This is a genomic window from Amycolatopsis sp. NBC_00348 (assembly GCF_036114655.1).
Classification (GTDB): domain Bacteria; phylum Actinomycetota; class Actinomycetes; order Mycobacteriales; family Pseudonocardiaceae; genus Amycolatopsis.
The window spans coordinates 647,634-664,173 of record NZ_CP107994.1 but is presented as its reverse complement, the minus strand read 5'-3'; the positions used below and the strand labels follow the sequence as shown (position 1 = coordinate 664,173).

The window sequence follows — 16,540 nt, the reverse complement described above, 5'->3', positions numbered from 1 at the left end:
GAAGTTGTCGTACCCCGGCTCTAGACTCGGCCGGGTGGCAGCCACCGAGACCCACCTCGAAGCCGGAACGGACTCCGAAGCCCTCGACACCCTGCGCCGGGTGTTCGGCTACGACAGCTTCCGCGGCGAACAAGCGGCGATCGTCGAGCACGTGATCGCCGGCGGCGACGCGCTCGTGCTGATGCCCACCGGCGGCGGGAAGTCGCTGTGCTACCAGATCCCGGCGCTGGTGCGGCCGGGCGTGGGCGTGGTGGTCTCGCCGCTGATCGCGCTGATGCAGGACCAGGTCGACGCGCTGCGCAACGCCGGCGTCCGGGCGGGTTTCCTCAACTCCACCCAGGACTACGCGGCCCGCCAGGAGGTCGAGTCGGCGTTCCTGTCCGGTGAGCTCGACCTGCTCTACCTTGCGCCGGAACGGCTTTCGGTGGAAGCCACCGTGCGGTTGCTCGACCGCGGCAAGATCTCGCTGTTCGCGATCGACGAAGCGCACTGCGTCGCCCAGTGGGGCCACGACTTCCGGCCCGACTACCTGCAGCTCTCGGCGCTGCACGAGCGCTGGCCGGACGTGCCGCGGATCGCGCTCACCGCGACCGCCACCGCGGCCACGCACAAGGAGATCGCGGCCCGGCTGAACCTCGACGAGGCCCGCCACTTCGTCGCGAGCTTCGACCGGCCGAACATCCAGTACCGGATCGTCGGCAAGAACTCGCCGCAGCGGCAGCTGCTGGAGCTGCTGCGCACCGAGCACCAGGGTGACGCCGGGATCGTCTACTGCCTGTCCCGGAACTCGGTGGAGAAGACCGCGGAGTTCCTGGTGCAGAACGGGATCCCGGCCGTGCCGTACCACGCGGGGCTGGATTCGCGGATCCGTGCGAAGCACCAGTCGCGCTTCCTGCGGGAAGACGGGCTGATCGTGGTCGCCACGATCGCGTTCGGGATGGGCATCGACAAACCGGACGTCCGGTTCGTCGCGCACCTCGACCTGCCCAAGTCCGTGGAGGGCTACTACCAGGAGACCGGCCGCGCGGGCCGCGACGGGCTGCCGTCGACGGCCTGGCTGGCCTACGGGCTGCAGGACGTGGTGCAGCAGCGCAAGATGATCGACACGTCCGAGGGCGACGACGCGCACCGGCGCCGGCTCGGCGCGCACCTCAACGCGATGCTGGCGCTGTGCGAGACGGTCGAATGCCGCCGCGTGCAGATCCTCGACTACTTCGGGCAGAAGGCCGAGCCCTGCGGCAACTGCGACACGTGCCTGAACCCGCCGGAGAAGTTCGACGGCACGATCCCCGCGCAGAAGCTGCTGTCCACGATCGTGCGGCTGCGCAACGAACGCCGTCAGAAGTTCGGCGCCGGGCAGGTCATCGACATCCTGCTCGGCAAGTCCACGCCGAAAGTCACGCAGTTCCAGCACGACACGCTGAAGACGTTCGGCATCGGCACCGAGCTGCGCGAGCCGGAGTGGCGCGCGGTGGTGCGGCAGCTGCTCGCCCAGGGCTGGCTCGCCGTCGAGGGCGACTACGGCTCGCTGGTGCTCACCGAGGCGAGCGCCGAGGTGCTGGGCGGCGACCGTGAGGTCATGCTGCGGCGCGAGCCCGAGCGGTCCGCCCCGCCGAAAGCGCGTGGCGGCAGCAGGAAAGCCGCCCCCGCGGTGGACATGCCCGCGGAGGCGGCCCCGCTGTTCGAACGGCTGCGGGCCTGGCGGGCCGGCGTCGCGAAGGAGCAGGGCGTACCCGCCTACGTCATCTTCCACGACGCGACCCTGCGCCAGATCGCCACGCAGCGGCCGTCGTCGCTGGCGGACCTGGGCACGGTCAGCGGAGTCGGTGAGAACAAGCTCGCCAAGTACGGCGAAGGCGTGCTCGAAACCCTGTCCGCCGAGTGACCCGGGTCTAGCGGGCGGCCGGCCCCGGCCGCCCGTCCGGCCCGGTCACCGTGCTGACCTTGCGGACGACGCCGGCGATCTGCTGGTGGTACTTGCCCTTGGTCTTGTCGTCGGCGAACTTGGCGGCCTTGCCGACGGCCTGGTTCACCTTCTCGGGGTTCTTCTTGGCGTAGGCGCGGGCGGCGCCGGCGGCTCCGGCCAGCACGGTGAGCTTGCGCATGAAAGCCACGGTGGTCCTCCCTCATCGGTAACGGTCATCCTGACAACGCGGACGAACCCCCCAGAGGTTCCCCGTGTGACCTCCGCCAAACCTCCGGCCCGCCGGACCACCCGGTCTCCCCGCACCCCGATCTCGCGTGCCCGAAGCCGGAACCACCGTGTCCGAAGCCGTAACTCACGTGATCAAAGCCGGAACCGGCGTGATCGGGGCCGGAACTCGCGTGATCGAAGCCGTGACTCGCGAGTTCCGGCCCCAATCACGCGAGTCACGGGCCCAGTCACGCGGGTGACGGGCCCGATCACGCGAGTTACGGGCCGGGCGGGCGGCGTCAGTCTTGCTCGGCCTGCTCCGCCAGGCGCTTGATCGCCGACAACCGGGGCGACCACCGGGCGGCCACCTCGTTCATCCAGTGCGCCGTGGCCGCCAGCCCGGCCGGCCGGACCTGGTAGCGGCGCTCGCGGCCGTCGCGGCGGCCCGTCACCAAGCCGGCCTGATCCAGCACCGCGAGGTGCTTGACCACGGCCTGCCGGGTGACGGGGAGGTCCGCCGCCAGCTCCGTCGCCGTCGCGTCGCCGCGCCCGGACAGCAGCTCCAGCAGGCGGCGCCGGGTCGGGTCGGCCAGGGCCGCGAAGACCTCTTCGGCCGCGATGGGCTCCGTCGTCATACCGCCAGTTTCTCGGACAGCTCCCCGAGCTTGGCGATCACCGCCGTCCAGCCCTGCTCGTGGCTCTCGCGGGTGTCGTCCGGCGACGGCGATGGCGACGGCGCACGGGTGGTGAAGCCGCTTTCGACCACCTTCAGCCGCGTGCCGCCGCCCTCCGCCGACAGCGTGAACTCGACCAGCGTCGAGTTGTCCTCGTCGGCGACCACGCCCGGGAACCCGCTGGCCCAGCGGTACGACAGCGAGCGCGGCGGGTCCAGGGCGACGATCTTGGTCGGGAACGTGCCGTGGTCGCCGTGGTCGAGCCGGATGATCCCGCCCGGCCGCAGGTCCACCGGCGCCGGCGTGCCGTCGCCGAACCACCGGCCGACGTGCTCCGGCTCGGTGAGCACCGCCCACACCCGCTCGACCGGCGCGTCGATCACGATCTCCTGCTCGACCTGGTCCTGGTTCATCTTCATCCCCTTGAGTCGGTTCCCGTGCAACCACAGAGTTGCACGAGACGGCGTCAGGCGCAACCCACGAGTTGCGTCTCGGCCGGAAATTCGCGCGCGGATCCCGGCCCCGGCCCCCTACGCTCGCGATCATGCGCGACCTGGCCGCCCTGCCGAAGGCCCACCTGCACGTCCACCTGGAGAGCACGATCCGGCCGGGCACGCTCCGCGAGCTCGGTGCGGCCAACGGCGTCGACGTCCCGGCCGAGCAGCCCGTCTTCGACGGCTTTCGCGCCTTCGCCGACTACAACACGCTCATCCGGTCGTGCCTGCGACGACCCGAGGACTTCGAACGGATCGCCCGCGAGTACTGCGCGGACGAAGCCGCGCAGGGCACGCGCTACGCCGAGATCACCTTCACCGCGGCCGCCCACGGGGAACGCCTGGGCGACCCGGAAATGCCGCTCGCGTCCGTCCTCAAAGGACTCAAGGACAGCGGCGCCATCGAGTGGCGGCTGCTGCTGGACCACTCCCGCCGCCGGTCGGTCGAGCGCGCCGAGCGCACCCTCGCACTCGCCCTGAAGTACGACGACGTGTTCGCGATCGGCATGGCCGGCGAGGAGAACCACTCGCTCCGGCCGTTCGCGACGCTCTTCGAGAAGGCCCGCGCGGCCGGGATCCACCTGCTGCACCACACCGGCGAGGACGCCGGGCCGGACAGCATCCGCGAGGCCCTCGAAATCGGCCGGACCGAACGCCTCGGCCACGGCATCCGCGTCCTCGACGACGCCGAGCTGACCGCGGAGGTCCGCGACCGCGGGCTCGCCCTCGAGGTCTGCCCGTCGTCGAACGTCACGCTCGGCCTGGTGCCGTCGCTGCCCGAGCACCCGCTCCCCCGGCTGCTCGACGCGGGCCTGCGGGTCACCCTGAACACCGACGTCCCGTCGGTCACCGGCGCGCAGCTGGCCGGCGAATACGCCCGCGTCCAACGGGCGTTCGGCTACGACGACGCCGCGATGGCCGACTTCGCACGGGCGAGCGTGCACGCTTCGTTCGCGCCCGAGACGACAAAAGCCGGGATGCTGCGCGGCATCGACGCGTGGCTCACACCGGCAGCAGGCGGGTGACCAGCGTCGAGAGCTGGTGCACCGTGCGGCATTCGTGCATCTCCACGACGTCGGCGTACTCCAGCGCCGCCGAGTCGCCCGTCGACCACAGCGATCGCCGCTCGGGATTCAGCCAGTAGACGTGGCGGGCGCGCGACTTGATCGCGCGGACGGCGTCGAGGTTCGGGTCGCCGCCGTTGGTGCGGGCGTCGCCGAGGATGAGCACCGACGTGCGCGGGCCGACCGCGTCGAGCCAGTTCGCCGTGAACTGCGCGAGCGAGCCGCCGTAGTCGCTGTGGCCGTCCCAGCGCACCAGCGCGGCTTCGGCGAGCATGCGCGCGCCGAGCTTCTCCGGGTCGGCGACGCCGGTGGTGACCAGGTGCGTGACCTCGTCCGCGCTGTCGACGAACGCGAACACGCGGATCTTGCTGAACTGGTCGCGCAGCGCTTGCACGAGCAGCATGGTGAAGTTCGCGAACCCCGCCACCGAACCGGAAAGGTCGCACAGCAGCACGATTTCCGGCCGGCCGGGCCGGCGGTGGCGGTACGCCGGGCGCAGCGGCACGCCGCCGGTCGAGAGCGAGCGCCGCAGTGTGCGGCGCAGGTCGATCTGCCCGCGCGTGGTGCGCTTGCGGCGGGCCGCGAGGCGGGTCGCCAGCTTGCGGGACAACGGCTGGATCGTGCGCCGCAGCTCGGCGAGCTGGCTGCGGCTGGCGATGAGGAAGTCGACGCGGTCCGCCGCGGGCGCGATGGCGTGCTTGGCGACGCGCTCGCGGCCGCGGACCTCGGCCGCGCGGCGGCGGGCCTCGGTGCGGACCTGGCCGCGGAAGCCCTCGACGCGACGGCGGATCTCGTCGCGGTCGAGCCGGTCGGTGAACTCGCCGCGCGCCCCGCCGCCACGCATCGCCGCGAGCACGCGCGCGATGAGCGTCTGCGGCTGCAGCCGGTCCAGGGTCTGGTGGGCCGAGAAGCCGCCACCGGGTCCGGACGACGAGCCGTACTGGCCCAGCATGTCGACGGCGAGCCCGGCCAGCTGCGCCAGGGCCTGCTCGTCGCCCGCGGTCAACGCCGCCGCGAGCTGCTCCCGCAGCTCTTCGAGGGTCGTGTCCGACCGGGCCCGTTCGGGCGTGCCGATCCCGGCCGGGAAGTACAGGTCGAACGCGGCGTCGAACACCGCGCGCTGCCCGCCGCGGCGGACCAGGGCCGCGGCCAGGCCCTCGCGGACCAGCTCGCGGTCGTCGAACCCGAGGACCTCGAGCGCCGCGGCGGCGTCGACCGTCTCGGCCGGGCCCGCCGGGATGCCCTGCACCCGCAGCGCCTTGACGAACGACGCGAGCCGCTCCGGCACGCCGCCGGTCACGACGCGTCCAGGACCTGTTCGAGCTGCAGCCCGGCGCCGGCCTTGGTGATGTCGTCCTGGTGCTTGAGCACGACGCCGAGGCTCTCCCGCACCACCTGCTCGCTCAGCGTCGTCGCGCCCAGCGCGAGCAGCGTGCGCGCCCAGTCGATGGTCTCGGCGACCGACGGCAGCTTCCGCAGGTCCATCGCGCGCAGCGCGGCGATCACCCGGACGACGGAATCGGCCAGGGCGTCGTCGATGCCGGGCACCTTGAGCCGGACGATCTCGCGCTCCAGGTCCTCGTCCGGGAAGTCGATGTGCAGGAACAGGCAGCGGCGGCGCAGCGCTTCGGACAGCTCGCGGGTCGCGTTGGACGTCAGCACGGCGAACGGCGCGCGCGTGGCGGTGATCGTGCCCAGCTCCGGCACGGTCACCTGGAAGTCGCCGAGCACCTCCAGCAGCAGGCCCTCGACCTCCATGTCGGCCTTGTCGGTCTCGTCGATGAGCAGCACGGTCGGCTCGTCCGACGAGATCGCCGTGAGCAGCGGGCGGCGCAGCAGGAACTCCTCGCCGAAGATGTCGGTGCGGGCGTCCTCCCACGTCTCGTCTCGGCCGGCGGTGATCCGCAGCAGCTGCTTCGCGTGGTTCCACTCGTACAGCGCGCGGGCCTCGTCGATGCCCTCGTAGCACTGCAGGCGCACCAGCCGCGAGCCGCTGACCTGGGCGACGGCCTTGGCCAGCTCGGTCTTGCCGACGCCGGCGGGGCCTTCGACCAGCAATGGCTTGCCGAGCCGGTCGGCGAGGAACACCGTGGTCGCCACCGCCGTCGACGCCAGGTAGCCGGCCTCGGCCAGTTTCGCCGACACGTCGTCGACGGAGGTGAAGAATCCGGTGCCCACCGATGGCCTCCTAAGCGCTCGCTCACCCCGGACTCTACCGGACTGGCGAGCGCGTCCCGGACGGTTAGCATCGGCCGCGTGACCTATGTTGCGGCTTCCGGCCGATACGACTCGATCCCCTACCGGCGCTGCGGGCGGTCCGGGCTGAAGCTGCCCGCGATCTCGCTCGGGCTGTGGCACAACTTCGGCCACGACAAGCCCCTGCAGACCCAGCGCGACATCACCCGCCGCGCCTTCGACCTCGGCATCACGCACTTCGACCTGGCCAACAACTACGGCCCGCCCTTCGGCTCGGCCGAGGAGAACTTCGGGCGGCTGCTGGCCACCGACTTCAAGCCCTACCGCGACGAGCTGGTGATCTCCACCAAGGCCGGGTACGACATGTGGCCCGGGCCCTACGGCGAGTGGGGCTCCCGCAAGTACCTGCTGTCCTCCTTGGACCAGTCGCTCGGCCGCCTGGGCCTGGACTACGTCGACATCTTCTACTCGCACCGGTTCGACCCCGAGACGCCGCTGGAGGAGACGGTGGGCGCACTCGACAGCGCCGTCCGCGCCGGGAAAGCGCTTTACGTCGGGATCTCGTCGTACAGCTCGGAGCGGACGGCCGAAGCGGCGCGGCTGCTGCGGGAGCTCGGCACGCCGCTGCTGATCCACCAGCCGTCGTACTCGATGCTGAACCGCTGGATCGAGGAGGACCACCTGCTCGACACGCTGGCGGACGTGGGCGCGGGCTGCATCGCGTTCTCCCCGCTGGCGCAGGGTCTGCTGACGGACAAGTACCTGACCGGCGTCCCGGCGGACTCCCGGGCCGCGCAGGGCAAGTCGCTCGACCCGGACACCCTCGACGACGACCGGCTGGGCCGCGTCCGCGCGCTCAACGGGATCGCCGGGCGCCGCGGGCAGTCGCTGGCCCAGCTCGCGCTGGCCTGGGCGCTGCGCGACGCCCGCGTGACCTCGGTGCTGATCGGCGCGAGCAGCGTCAAGCAGCTCGAGGACAACGTCGGCGCGCTCGGCAACCTCGACTTCAGCTCCGAGGAGCTGACCGAGATCGACGGCCACGCCACCGACGCGAACATCAACCTCTGGAAGCGGTCGTCGGACGGCTGACGGTCGCCGACCGGGACGGCGGGGTGCTGCGCGCCTCGCCGTTTCCCGGCCTGACGTTTGACCAGATTTCGTATTCGGTCATATGATGGTCACATGCCTCCTGCCGAAGACCGCGCCGAACGGGCCGAGCGGATCCTCGACGCCGCCGCCGAGCTGCTGCTGCGCGCCGGCTACCGGCGCACCACGATCGAGGACGTCGCCGAGCGGGCCGGCGTCGGCAAGGGGACCGTCTACCTGCACTGGAAGAACCGCGAGGAGCTGTTCCTCGCCGTCCTGCTGCGGGAGTCCGTCCGCAGCATCGAAGACCTGGTGCGAGCGCTCGAAGCCGACCCGCTCGCCGCGCGGCTCGCCACGCTGACCGAGGTCCAGTACACGAACGTGCTGGCCCGCCCGCTGCTGCGCGCCGGGTACGCCGACGACACCGAAACCCTCGGCAAGCTCCTGCCGAAGCTGCACGACAAGCTCGACCCGCGCCACGACGAGGCGTTCGTCGAGTACCTCGAGCTGCTGGCGGACAACGACCTGCTCCGCACCGACCGGCCGGCCCGCGAGCTCGCCGTCGCCTACCGCGCGGTACTGCACGGCTTCCTCGTCGGCGTTCCCCCGGCGGAGCCCGCGCTGATCGCCGACACCGTCGCCCACGCCTTCGAACCCGTGGCCGTCTCGACGACGCAGCTGCGCGCGGTCGCGCCGCGGGCCATCGCGCTCTTCACCGAATCCGTCGCGCTCGACCGGAAACGGCTCGAACGCGCGTACTGAACACACTGGGAGAACACATGCGCACCGGAATCCTGATCGACGAACTCGGCGTCGGCTTCGACGCCATGACCACGCAAGCACGCGAAGCCGCGAAGCTCGGCTACCAGACGCTCTGGCTGGCGCAACGCGGCGGCTGGGACGCCCTCACCGCGCTGCCCGCGCTCGGTGCCGCCGCGCCCGGGATCGAGCTGGGCACCTGCGTCGTGCCGACCTACCCGCGGCACCCGATCACCATGGCCGCGCAGGCGCTGACCGTGCAGGCCGCCACCGGCGTGCCGGTCCACCTCGGGGTCGGGCTGAGCCACCGGTACATCGTCGAGCACGAGTTCGGGTACTCCTACGACCGCCCGATCCGCCACCTGCGCGAGTACCTCCAGGCGCTGAACCCGATGCTGCGCGGGGAAAAGGCGGACGTCCACGGCGAGACGCTCACCGCGGCGGGCGGCGTGAACGCCCCCGGCGCCGGGCGGCCCGCGGTGCTGGTGGGCTCGGTGAGCCCGAAGTCGACGCGGCTGGCCGGCGAACTGGCCGACGGCGTGATCACGACCTGGGCCGGCCCGCGGGCCATCGGCGAGTTCGTCGTGCCGACGCTGGGGACCGCATCACGCGTCGTCTCCGGGCAGCTGATCTGCGTCACGTCCGAAGTGGACGAACGCCGGGCCTGGGTCGAGGAGACCTACGGCGCCGCCGCGAGCGTCCCGGCCTACCGCGCGGTCCTGGACCGCGACGGCTACGCGAAGGCGTCGGACAGCGCGATCATCGGCGACGAGGAAACCGTGCGGCGACAGGTGAAATCCCTCGAAGACGCGGGCGCGACGGAACTGCTGGTGATGCCCTTCGGCTCGGCTGCGGACCAAGCCCGCACGCGCGAACTGCTGGCGTCGTGACCTCTCAGGGCAACACGGCGATGTAAAGCCCACGTGAGGTGTCGCATCCTTCCTAGGGAAAGTGGCGCTCGCGGCAAAGCGTCTAGTGGGCGCCGACGTTCGCCACGGAGCGGCCTGAAAGCCGTGAAGGACTCCTTACCGGCTCTTAGCGCCGGTAAGGAGTCCTTCACGGCTTTCGGCTCAGCGCGGCGCGGGGAGGTGGGTCGCTTCCGGGAAGAGGTTCAGCGCCCGCAGTGCCGCGCCCAGCTCGGCGATGTCCGCCGGGTCGGTCAGGGAGCGGCCCAGCTCGTCGGTGACGCGGCGCAGGCGGTGGCGGATCGTGTTGGGGTGGCAGAACATCCGCTCCGACGTCAGCTTCGTCGAACCCTGGCAGTCGAACCAGGCGCGCAGCGTCAGCAGCAGCACGTTCCGGTCGTCGCCCGGCAGGTCGAGGATCGGCTGCAGCACGTGGTGGGCCAGCTGCACCGACGCCTCCGGCGAGCTGGCCACCAGCCCGGCCAGCGGCGACTCGGTGAACTGCACCAGCGACGGCGTGCCCGGCGCCAGGCTCGACAGCGCCACCCGCGCGAGGTGCAGCGCGCGGGCGGTGTGGGCGAGGCCGGTGAACACCGGGCTCATTCCGACGCGGCCCACCGGGTGCTCGCGGACCAGCTCCACGATCGCCTTCGACGCGCTCGGGTCGCGCAGGGACACGACGCCGACCTGCAGGTCCGGGCTGAGCCGCCAGGCCGACGCGTGGTGCCGTTCGCGCAGCCGCTGCTCGATCTGCGGCAGCGGTTCCTGGCCCAGCCGCGGGGTCTCCGCGGCGACCACCACGAACGTGCCGTCGAGCGAGAGGTCGAGCACGCGGGCGATGTCCCACAGCGTGCCCTCGGTCGCGGAGCCGCCGGCGAACAGCGCCTCGACCAGCGCCGAGCGCCGGTTCTGGTGCGCCACCAGCACTTCCGCCGTCGTGTCCCGGTAGGACGTCGTGAGCGCTTCGGCGAGGTCGTCGATGAGGGCCCAGATCGCCGTCGTCGCGGCGACGAGCCCGGCCAGGTCCTGCGACGAGCCGCGCGCGGTCAGCTCGACGAACCGGTGCCAGACCTCGGTGGGCGTCAACGCGGCGTAGTCGTGTCAGGCCATCTCTGTGACGAGATGACAGCGGAAGCCGCCGAATGTGTGCGCCGCCACAGTGCCGGACGGCGCAAACGAGTGCGCCGGCCGGTCCAGCCGACGTCGGGGCCGACCCGGCCGGGCGGTGCCGTGCAGGGCGTTATACGCGGGTCACTCGATCTGCTTGACGGCCCATTCGGACCACTCGCGGCTCATCGCCGAGAAGCGCTTGCCCCACTCCAGGACCAGGCGGCCGTACTGGGCCTCGTGGTCGTCGCCCCAGTCGATCGACGCTTCCAGCTCCGTGAGGCGTTCTTCGCGCTGACGGCTGTTCTCGCCCATGTACTCGATGAACTCCTTCGCCTTCTCCGGCGACACCGAGCCCAGGAAGTAGACGCGCAGCAGGACCTCGTTGCGCGGGGACCGGTTGGGTTTCACCTCGACCAGCCAGTGCCGCAGCTCGACGCGGCCGTCCTCGGTGATCTCGTACTCCTTGCGCCCGCGCGGGCCCTCGGCGAGGACCCGGATGAGGCCGGCCTTCTCGAGCTTGCCGAGTTCGCCGTACAGCTGGCTCTGCGTCGCCGCCCACACTTTGGACATCGCCTGCTCGAAGCGTTTCAGCAGGTCGTAACCACTGGCCGGCGCCTCGTCCAGCATGCCGAGCACCGCGTGTCGAAGGCTCATGTCCTCATCTTACCTTCCACTCTTGACATGTCCAATGATGACCCTCTAGCTTCGACATGTCATAGTTGGAACGTCACGAGGAGACCGGCCGTGAACTACCTCAAGAGCTTCATCCCGTGGATCGCCTTCGCGGTCGTCGCGACCCAGTTCGACTGGCGCTGGTCGGCCCTCACCGGGCTCGTCCTGGCCGCCGTCCTGCTCGCCGTGGCCCGCCGCGAAGGCCGCAAGGCGGCCACGCTGATCATCGAGCTGAGCGCGCTCGCCTTCTTCGCGCTGCTCACCGTCGTCGCGTTCAGCTTCCCGGCGTCGCCGCTGAAGACCTACACCGGCGCGCTCACCGACGCCTGGCTGGCGCTCACCGCCTGGGGTTCGATCCTCCTGCGCCGCCCGTTCACCCTCGGCATCGCCAAGACGATGACGCCGCCGGAGCTGTGGGACAACCCGGGATTCAAACGCGTCAACCTGATCATCACGCTCGTGTGGGCCGTGAGCTTCACCGTCACCGGCCTCGCCGGGATCGCGCTGCTGCACTACGCCCCGCACGCGACGGCGGCGCTGATCGTGCTCAAGGTCCTCGGCTTCGCCGTCCCCGTCGCCTTCACCGTCCGCTACCCGCGCATCGTCCGCGCCCGCGCGCAGAAAGCCGCGTGACCCGATGACCACGACCGACTTCCACCTCACCGGGGCGTACGCGCCCGTCCACGACGAGCTGACCGCGTTCGACCTGCCGGTGACCGGCGCGCTGCCGCCCGAGCTGACCGGCTGGTACCTGCGCAACGGCCCCAACCCGCGCACCGGCAGCAAGCACTGGTTCACCGGTGACGGCATGCTCCACGGCGTCCGCCTCGAGCGCGGCCGCGCCGCCTGGTACCGCAACCGCTGGGTGCGCACCGAGAGCTTCGGCGACGACGACGCCGTGCTCTACAACGCCGACGGCTCCCGGAACCTGCGCACCAGCACGGCCAACACCCACGTCGTCAACCACGCCGGCCGGACGCTCGCGCTCGTCGAGTCGTCGCTGCCGTACGAGATCACGACCGAGCTGGACACCGTGGGCGCGTACGACTTCGGCGGCGAACTGGCCGACTCGATGACCGCGCACCCGAAGATCTGCCCCACCACCGGGGAACTGCACTTCTTCGGCTACGGCAGCATCACCGCGCCGCACGTGAGCTACTACCGCGCCGACGCGAGCGGGAAGCTCGTCGTCAAGCAGCCGATCGACGTGCCGGGCCTGACGATGATGCACGACTTCGCGCTCACCGCGTCGCACGCCGTGTTCTACGACCTGCCGGTGGTGTTCGACCCGGCGTCGGTCGGCCAGGGCATGCCCTACCGCTGGGACGCCGGCTACGGCGCGCGCCTCGGTGTGCTGCGCCGCGACGACCCGGCCGGCGGCGTCCGCTGGTTCGACGTCGAGCCGTGCTACGTCTTCCACACGCTCAACGCCCACGACACCGCCGACGGCCGGATCGTGGTGCACGTCGTCCGCTACGACCACCTGTGGTGGGCGGGGCACGACCCGGCGCGCGGCGTGCTGTGGCGCTGGACGCTCGACCCGGCGACCGGCCGCGTCACCGAGGAGCGGCTCGACGAGCGGCCCGCCGAGTTCCCCCGCATCGACGACCGCTTCGCCGGCTCCGACGTCCGGTTCGGGCACGTCACGCAGGGCGGGCGCGACGGCGAGCAGAGCTTCCTGCGGCGCCACGACCTGCACACCGGCGGCGTCGAGCAGCACGTCTTCGCGCCCGGGCGCACCCCCGGCGAGGCCGTGTTCGTCCCGGCCGCGGGCGGCGACGGCTGGCTGCTCACCTACGTCTACGACGCCGCCGAAGACCGCAGTGACCTCGTGGTCTTCGACGCCGGAGACGTCGCGGGCGCGCCGGTCGCCGTCGTCCACCTGCCGCAGCGGGTGCCCGCGGGGTTCCACGGGAACTGGCTGCCGGACGCGTGAGCGGTCAGGCGAACTTGGTCTTGGGCCGCTCCTGCCGGACGTCGTCGACGTAGACGTCGACCTTCTCGTCGAGGAAGGCGACCAGCCCGGCGACGCGGGTGCTCTCCGGCAACGGCGTCGGGTAGCTCCAGGCGAGGTCCTCGTGCCCGGTCACCGAGAAGTACTCCGTCGCCCCCTTGTACGGGCAGTGCGTCACGGTTCCGGTCTTCTCGAGCAGATCCATCCGGACGTCCACGCGCGGCAGGTAGTACCGGGTCGGCAGGTTGGTCTCGAACAGCAGGTGCGCGCCGACGGTGTCCGCCACGGTCACGCCGTCGACCTCGATCCGGACGTGCCGGGAGCTGGGCAGGATGTCGACGCGCACCCCGGGATCGCGGGGGTGGGTGAAGATCTGCTCGTCCTCCTCGAACCAGTCGAACGCGGCGAAGTCGAACCGCACGTGGCCGCGCAGCTCCTCGATGGGCGAATCCGGGTACTCCAGCGCGCCGTCCACCGCCTCGGACCCGGCAACCTTTATCGTCGACAGAACACCTTCTCCCCGGCTGGGCGAGTGCGACGTCCGCCCGGAGGGGGTGAGGAGGCCGCTCTCCACGTCCGCGCGTGGGAAGTAGTACGTGGGATAGTACGGAACTTCCCACACCAGGAGGGGGTGCACCGTGTCCGCGACGTTCTGCCCGCCGAGGAACACCCGTACCCGCTTCGCGCCTTGTGCCACGCGGACCCGCCCGCGTACCGGAGTGCTCATGGTCGGCTCAACGGACGGCCTTCCGGCGGAATTCCCGTCCCCGGCGGCGGCGCGGCGGATAGGTTGGCAGTGAGCACGAGGACAACAGGAGGCGGGCACCGGTGGCCGGCGTAGAAATCCCCACGGTCGGCACCCCCGCCGGGATGCGGAAGATCAACCAGCGCGCGGTGCTGGACCTGCTGCGGCGCAGCGGCCCGGCGACGCGGCCGCAGGTCGCGAAGGACACCGGGCTCTCGAAGCCGACGGTCAGCCAGGCGCTGCTCGCGCTCGAGGCGGCCGGGCTGGCGCGTCCGACCGGGCACACCTCCACCGGCACCGGACGGTCCGCCGTGCTGTACGAAGCCGACCCGACCGCGGGGTACGTGCTGGGCGTCGACATCGGCCGCGAGCACATCCGCGTCGCCGTGTCGGACCTCGGCCGGACGCTCGTGGCGCGCCGCGACGAACGCAACTCCGCCCGCTCCGGCGCGACGCTGGTCGCCACGGTCGGCCGGATCGCGGCCGACGCCGTCGCCGAGGCGGGTCTGACGGCGGCCGACATCGTTGTCCGCGTCGTCGGCTCCCCCGGCGTCGCCGACCCGGACAAGCGCTGCTTCCGGCACGCGCCGAACCTGCCGGGCTGGGGCCGTGCCGGGCTGATCGACGACCTCGAGGCCGCGCTGGGCCCGGGCCTGGTGGTGGAGAACGACGCGAACCTCACCGCCGTCGGCGAAGGCGAAAGCGGCGCCGCGCGGGGTGTGGCGGTGTTCGGCTGCATCACGATCGGCACCGGCGTCGGCATGGGCATCATGGTCGACGGCCGGGTGTTCCGCGGCGCCACCGGCGCGGCGGGCGAGATCGGTTACCTCCCGTACGGCCGCACCCGCGCGGCCGACTCCCCGGGCCTGCCGCCCACCCGCGGCCACCTCGAAGAGGCGACGGCGGCCCAGTCGGTCGTGCGCGGCGCGCGCGAACTCGGCCTGGGCACCGCGAAATCGGCCCGCGAGGTGTTCCGCCTGGCCCGCGAAGGCGACGAGCTCGCCCGCCGCGCGGTGGAGACGGAAGCGGATCGCCTGGCGTACACGGTGGCCTCGGTGGCGGCGGTGATCGACCCGGAACTGATCGTCCTGGGCGGCGGCATGGGCACGGCGGCCGACCTCCTGCTGGAACCGATCGACCGCGCCCTGCGCGCGTTCACGCCGCTGGTGCCGAAGGTGGTCCAGGGCGAACTGGGCGAAGACGCGGTCCTGACGGGCGCCATCAGCGTGGGCCTGCGGGCGGCCGAAGGCCTGGTCTTCGACCGCCGCGTGGGCGCGGCCTGACTATCGAGCCGTGAGGGGCACCTGGGCAGTCGACGCGAAGTCCGCGCGGCAGAGCGGCCGACCGCCGAGGTGATTACCTCCGGCGTAATCGACGGCCGCCCGCGGAAAGCCGACCATGAACGCCATGAGCGAAACCCGCGAAATCGTCGTTGCCTGCCTCGAGAACCTGTTCGTGCACAAGGACATCGACGCCGCGAAAGCCGTGCTGCACCCCGATTTCGTCACCCACAGCCCCGGCCTTCCCTCCGGCCGTGACGCGTTCGCCGAAGCCGTGGCGAACTCGCCGCTGATGGGCGGGACCACGACGATCGAGCACGTCGTCGCCGAGGGCGACCTCGTCGCGGTGCACCTGCGCGTCCAGTTGCCGGGGAGCAGCTACGCCGTCGTCGACATCCTGCGTGTCGAAGACGGCCTGCTCGTGGAGCACTGGGACATCAAGGAAGCCCGCTAGCGCGTGATGACGCAGGTCCCCGACGCCGTGGCGAGCAGCTTGCCCTCGGCGTCGCGGATCTCGCCCTCGGCGAAGGCGATCCGCGAGCCCTCCTTCACGACGCGGCCGGTCGCGCGGATCTCGCCGCGGCCCGCGTGGATCGCGCGCAGGTAGCTGACCTTGAGCTCCACCGACGAGTAGCCGACACCCGCCGGCAGCGTCGAGTGCACGGCGCAGCCGACCACCGAGTCCAGCATCGTGGCCGCGACGCCGCCGTGGACCATGCCGATCGGGTTGTACATCGACTCGTCCGGCTCCAGGACCGCGACGACCTCGCCGTGGCCGATGCTTTCCCAGCGCAGCCCGAAGTGCGCGGCGATCGGCGGGCCGGGGATGCGGCCCTCGGCGATGGCCGTCAGGTACTCGAAGCCGGTCATCGTGCGGCCGAGCCGGGCGGTCGGCAGCGGGTCCTGCCAGGTGATGGTCTTCGAGCTGGTCCCGGCCTCGGCGGCGACATCGGTCATCTGGACTCCTCGGGCGAGCGGACTATGACAAGCGTCTTAATCCGACAGCGTCGTCCGAACCCCCGGCAGCGTCAAGCGGCGCGTGACCCAGGCCACCGGTGGTCCGCCCGGACCCCAGGTGGAATCATCCGGGGGTGAGCACCGACCCCGGCCGCAAGCTGATCGACCCGGAGCGGGTGGCCGCGGCGGCCGACGGGCTCGGCGACCGCGCCGTCATCGCCGAGTGGGCCCAGCGCTTCTCCGTCGTCGCCGACCCCTCGCGGCTCGCGCTGCTCGTCTCGATCCACTACGCGCGGGAGATCAGCGTCACCGACCTGGCCGCGGTCACGGGCATGACGGACACCGCGGTTTCGCAGGCCCTGCGGCTGCTGCGGGCGCACGGGCTGGTCACCACGCAGCGCACCGGCCGGGTGGTGCGCTACCGGCTCGCCGACGCCACCGTGCACGAACTCATCCATCGGGTGCGACCGCACCCCGAAGAGCCCGCGAACCCCGGCGATGACCGGTAGC

Annotated in this window: 18 protein-coding genes and 1 pseudogene; 10 read left to right on the top strand and 9 right to left on the bottom strand. The window is 71.7% G+C overall.

Annotated elements, in window-relative coordinates:
- Nucleotides 1-34: 34 nt before the first annotated feature.
- Nucleotides 35-1,885: a DNA helicase RecQ gene (gene recQ, locus OHS58_RS03175; RefSeq protein ID WP_326951891.1), complete on the top strand. Its 1,851-nt coding sequence runs from the start codon at nt 35-37 to the stop codon at nt 1,883-1,885.
- Between the two features lie 7 nt (nt 1,886-1,892).
- Here recQ and OHS58_RS03170 read toward each other — a convergent pair whose 3' ends face one another.
- The 3 genes from OHS58_RS03170 to OHS58_RS03160 form a co-directional block, all read right to left on the bottom strand.
- Nucleotides 1,893-2,105, bottom strand: coding sequence for an antitoxin (locus OHS58_RS03170; protein WP_442788184.1), 213 nt, complete (start codon nt 2,103-2,105; stop codon nt 1,893-1,895).
- Between the two features lie 328 nt (nt 2,106-2,433).
- Nucleotides 2,434-2,769: an ArsR/SmtB family transcription factor gene (locus OHS58_RS03165; RefSeq protein ID WP_328647062.1), complete on the bottom strand. Its 336-nt coding sequence runs from the start codon at nt 2,767-2,769 to the stop codon at nt 2,434-2,436.
- Nucleotides 2,766-3,221 (bottom strand): SRPBCC family protein, encoded by a 456-nt coding sequence (locus tag OHS58_RS03160; protein WP_247054460.1) that lies wholly within the window; start codon nt 3,219-3,221, stop codon nt 2,766-2,768. Before OHS58_RS03160 ends, OHS58_RS03165 begins: the two co-directional genes overlap by 4 nt.
- A 131-nt stretch (nt 3,222-3,352) precedes the next feature.
- Between OHS58_RS03160 and add the strand changes: the two genes are divergently transcribed.
- Complete coding sequence (gene add / locus OHS58_RS03155) at nt 3,353-4,327, top strand: adenosine deaminase (RefSeq protein ID WP_328647061.1); 975 nt, start codon at nt 3,353-3,355, stop codon at nt 4,325-4,327.
- On the opposite strand, the gene OHS58_RS03150 is transcribed toward add, so the two are convergent.
- Both OHS58_RS03150 and OHS58_RS03145 read right to left on the bottom strand, forming a co-directional pair.
- Nucleotides 4,305-5,666 (bottom strand): vWA domain-containing protein, encoded by a 1,362-nt coding sequence (locus OHS58_RS03150; protein ID WP_326951889.1) that lies wholly within the window; start codon nt 5,664-5,666, stop codon nt 4,305-4,307. The genes add and OHS58_RS03150 overlap by 23 nt on opposite strands.
- Nucleotides 5,663-6,544, bottom strand: a complete 882-nt coding sequence (locus OHS58_RS03145; RefSeq protein ID WP_247054467.1) for an AAA family ATPase — start codon at nt 6,542-6,544, stop codon at nt 5,663-5,665. The genes OHS58_RS03150 and OHS58_RS03145 overlap by 4 nt, the downstream gene beginning before the upstream one ends.
- Nucleotides 6,545-6,622: 78 nt before the next feature.
- On the opposite strand from OHS58_RS03145, the gene mgrA reads away from it, so the two are divergent.
- From mgrA to OHS58_RS03130, 3 genes are all read left to right on the top strand, one after another.
- Entirely contained in the window at nt 6,623-7,651 is a 1,029-nt protein-coding gene (mgrA, locus tag OHS58_RS03140; RefSeq protein WP_328647060.1) for an L-glyceraldehyde 3-phosphate reductase, read from the top strand.
- Between the two features lie 93 nt (nt 7,652-7,744).
- Nucleotides 7,745-8,410, top strand: coding sequence for a TetR/AcrR family transcriptional regulator (locus tag OHS58_RS03135; RefSeq protein ID WP_326951887.1), 666 nt, complete (start codon nt 7,745-7,747; stop codon nt 8,408-8,410).
- Nucleotides 8,411-8,427: 17 nt separating this feature from the next.
- Nucleotides 8,428-9,297, top strand: a complete 870-nt coding sequence (locus OHS58_RS03130; RefSeq protein ID WP_328647059.1) for a TIGR03564 family F420-dependent LLM class oxidoreductase — start codon at nt 8,428-8,430, stop codon at nt 9,295-9,297.
- Nucleotides 9,298-9,477: 180 nt separating this feature from the next.
- On the opposite strand, the pseudogene OHS58_RS03125 reads toward OHS58_RS03130, so the two are convergent.
- Both OHS58_RS03125 and OHS58_RS03120 read right to left on the bottom strand, forming a co-directional pair.
- Nucleotides 9,478-10,389, bottom strand: a pseudogene (locus OHS58_RS03125) (PucR family transcriptional regulator); the annotation flags it as partial.
- Between the two features lie 174 nt (nt 10,390-10,563).
- Nucleotides 10,564-11,076, bottom strand: a complete 513-nt coding sequence (locus tag OHS58_RS03120; protein ID WP_328647058.1) for a PadR family transcriptional regulator — start codon at nt 11,074-11,076, stop codon at nt 10,564-10,566.
- A 90-nt stretch (nt 11,077-11,166) separates the two neighbouring features.
- Here OHS58_RS03120 and OHS58_RS03115 point away from each other — a divergent pair, with 90 nt between their 5' ends.
- Both OHS58_RS03115 and OHS58_RS03110 read left to right on the top strand, forming a co-directional pair.
- Nucleotides 11,167-11,727 (top strand): hypothetical protein, encoded by a 561-nt coding sequence (locus OHS58_RS03115; RefSeq protein WP_326951884.1) that lies wholly within the window; start codon nt 11,167-11,169, stop codon nt 11,725-11,727.
- Nucleotides 11,728-11,731: 4 nt separating this feature from the next.
- Nucleotides 11,732-13,030: a carotenoid oxygenase family protein gene (locus OHS58_RS03110; RefSeq protein ID WP_328647057.1), complete on the top strand. Its 1,299-nt coding sequence runs from the start codon at nt 11,732-11,734 to the stop codon at nt 13,028-13,030.
- A 4-nt stretch (nt 13,031-13,034) separates the two neighbouring features.
- Here the strand turns inward: OHS58_RS03110 and OHS58_RS03105 are convergent, their stop codons facing one another.
- Nucleotides 13,035-13,775: a DUF427 domain-containing protein gene (locus OHS58_RS03105; RefSeq protein ID WP_328647056.1), complete on the bottom strand. Its 741-nt coding sequence runs from the start codon at nt 13,773-13,775 to the stop codon at nt 13,035-13,037.
- Between the two features lie 101 nt (nt 13,776-13,876).
- Between OHS58_RS03105 and OHS58_RS03100 the strand changes: the two genes are divergently transcribed.
- Nucleotides 13,877-15,076: an ROK family protein gene (locus tag OHS58_RS03100; protein ID WP_247054490.1), complete on the top strand. Its 1,200-nt coding sequence runs from the start codon at nt 13,877-13,879 to the stop codon at nt 15,074-15,076.
- A gap of 124 nt (nt 15,077-15,200) precedes the next feature.
- On the top strand, nt 15,201-15,527 hold the full coding sequence (locus OHS58_RS03095) for a nuclear transport factor 2 family protein (RefSeq protein WP_328647055.1): 327 nt from the start codon (nt 15,201-15,203) through the stop codon (nt 15,525-15,527).
- Here the strand turns inward: OHS58_RS03095 and OHS58_RS03090 are convergent.
- Complete coding sequence (locus OHS58_RS03090; RefSeq protein ID WP_326951411.1) at nt 15,524-16,030, bottom strand: PaaI family thioesterase; 507 nt, start codon at nt 16,028-16,030, stop codon at nt 15,524-15,526. The two genes, OHS58_RS03095 and OHS58_RS03090, sit on opposite strands and share 4 nt — an antisense overlap.
- Before the next feature lie 134 nt (nt 16,031-16,164).
- Here OHS58_RS03090 and OHS58_RS03085 point away from each other — a divergent pair, with 134 nt between their 5' ends.
- Entirely contained in the window at nt 16,165-16,539 is a 375-nt protein-coding gene (locus tag OHS58_RS03085; protein WP_247054496.1) for an ArsR/SmtB family transcription factor, read from the top strand.
- Nucleotide 16,540 lies beyond the last annotated feature (1 nt).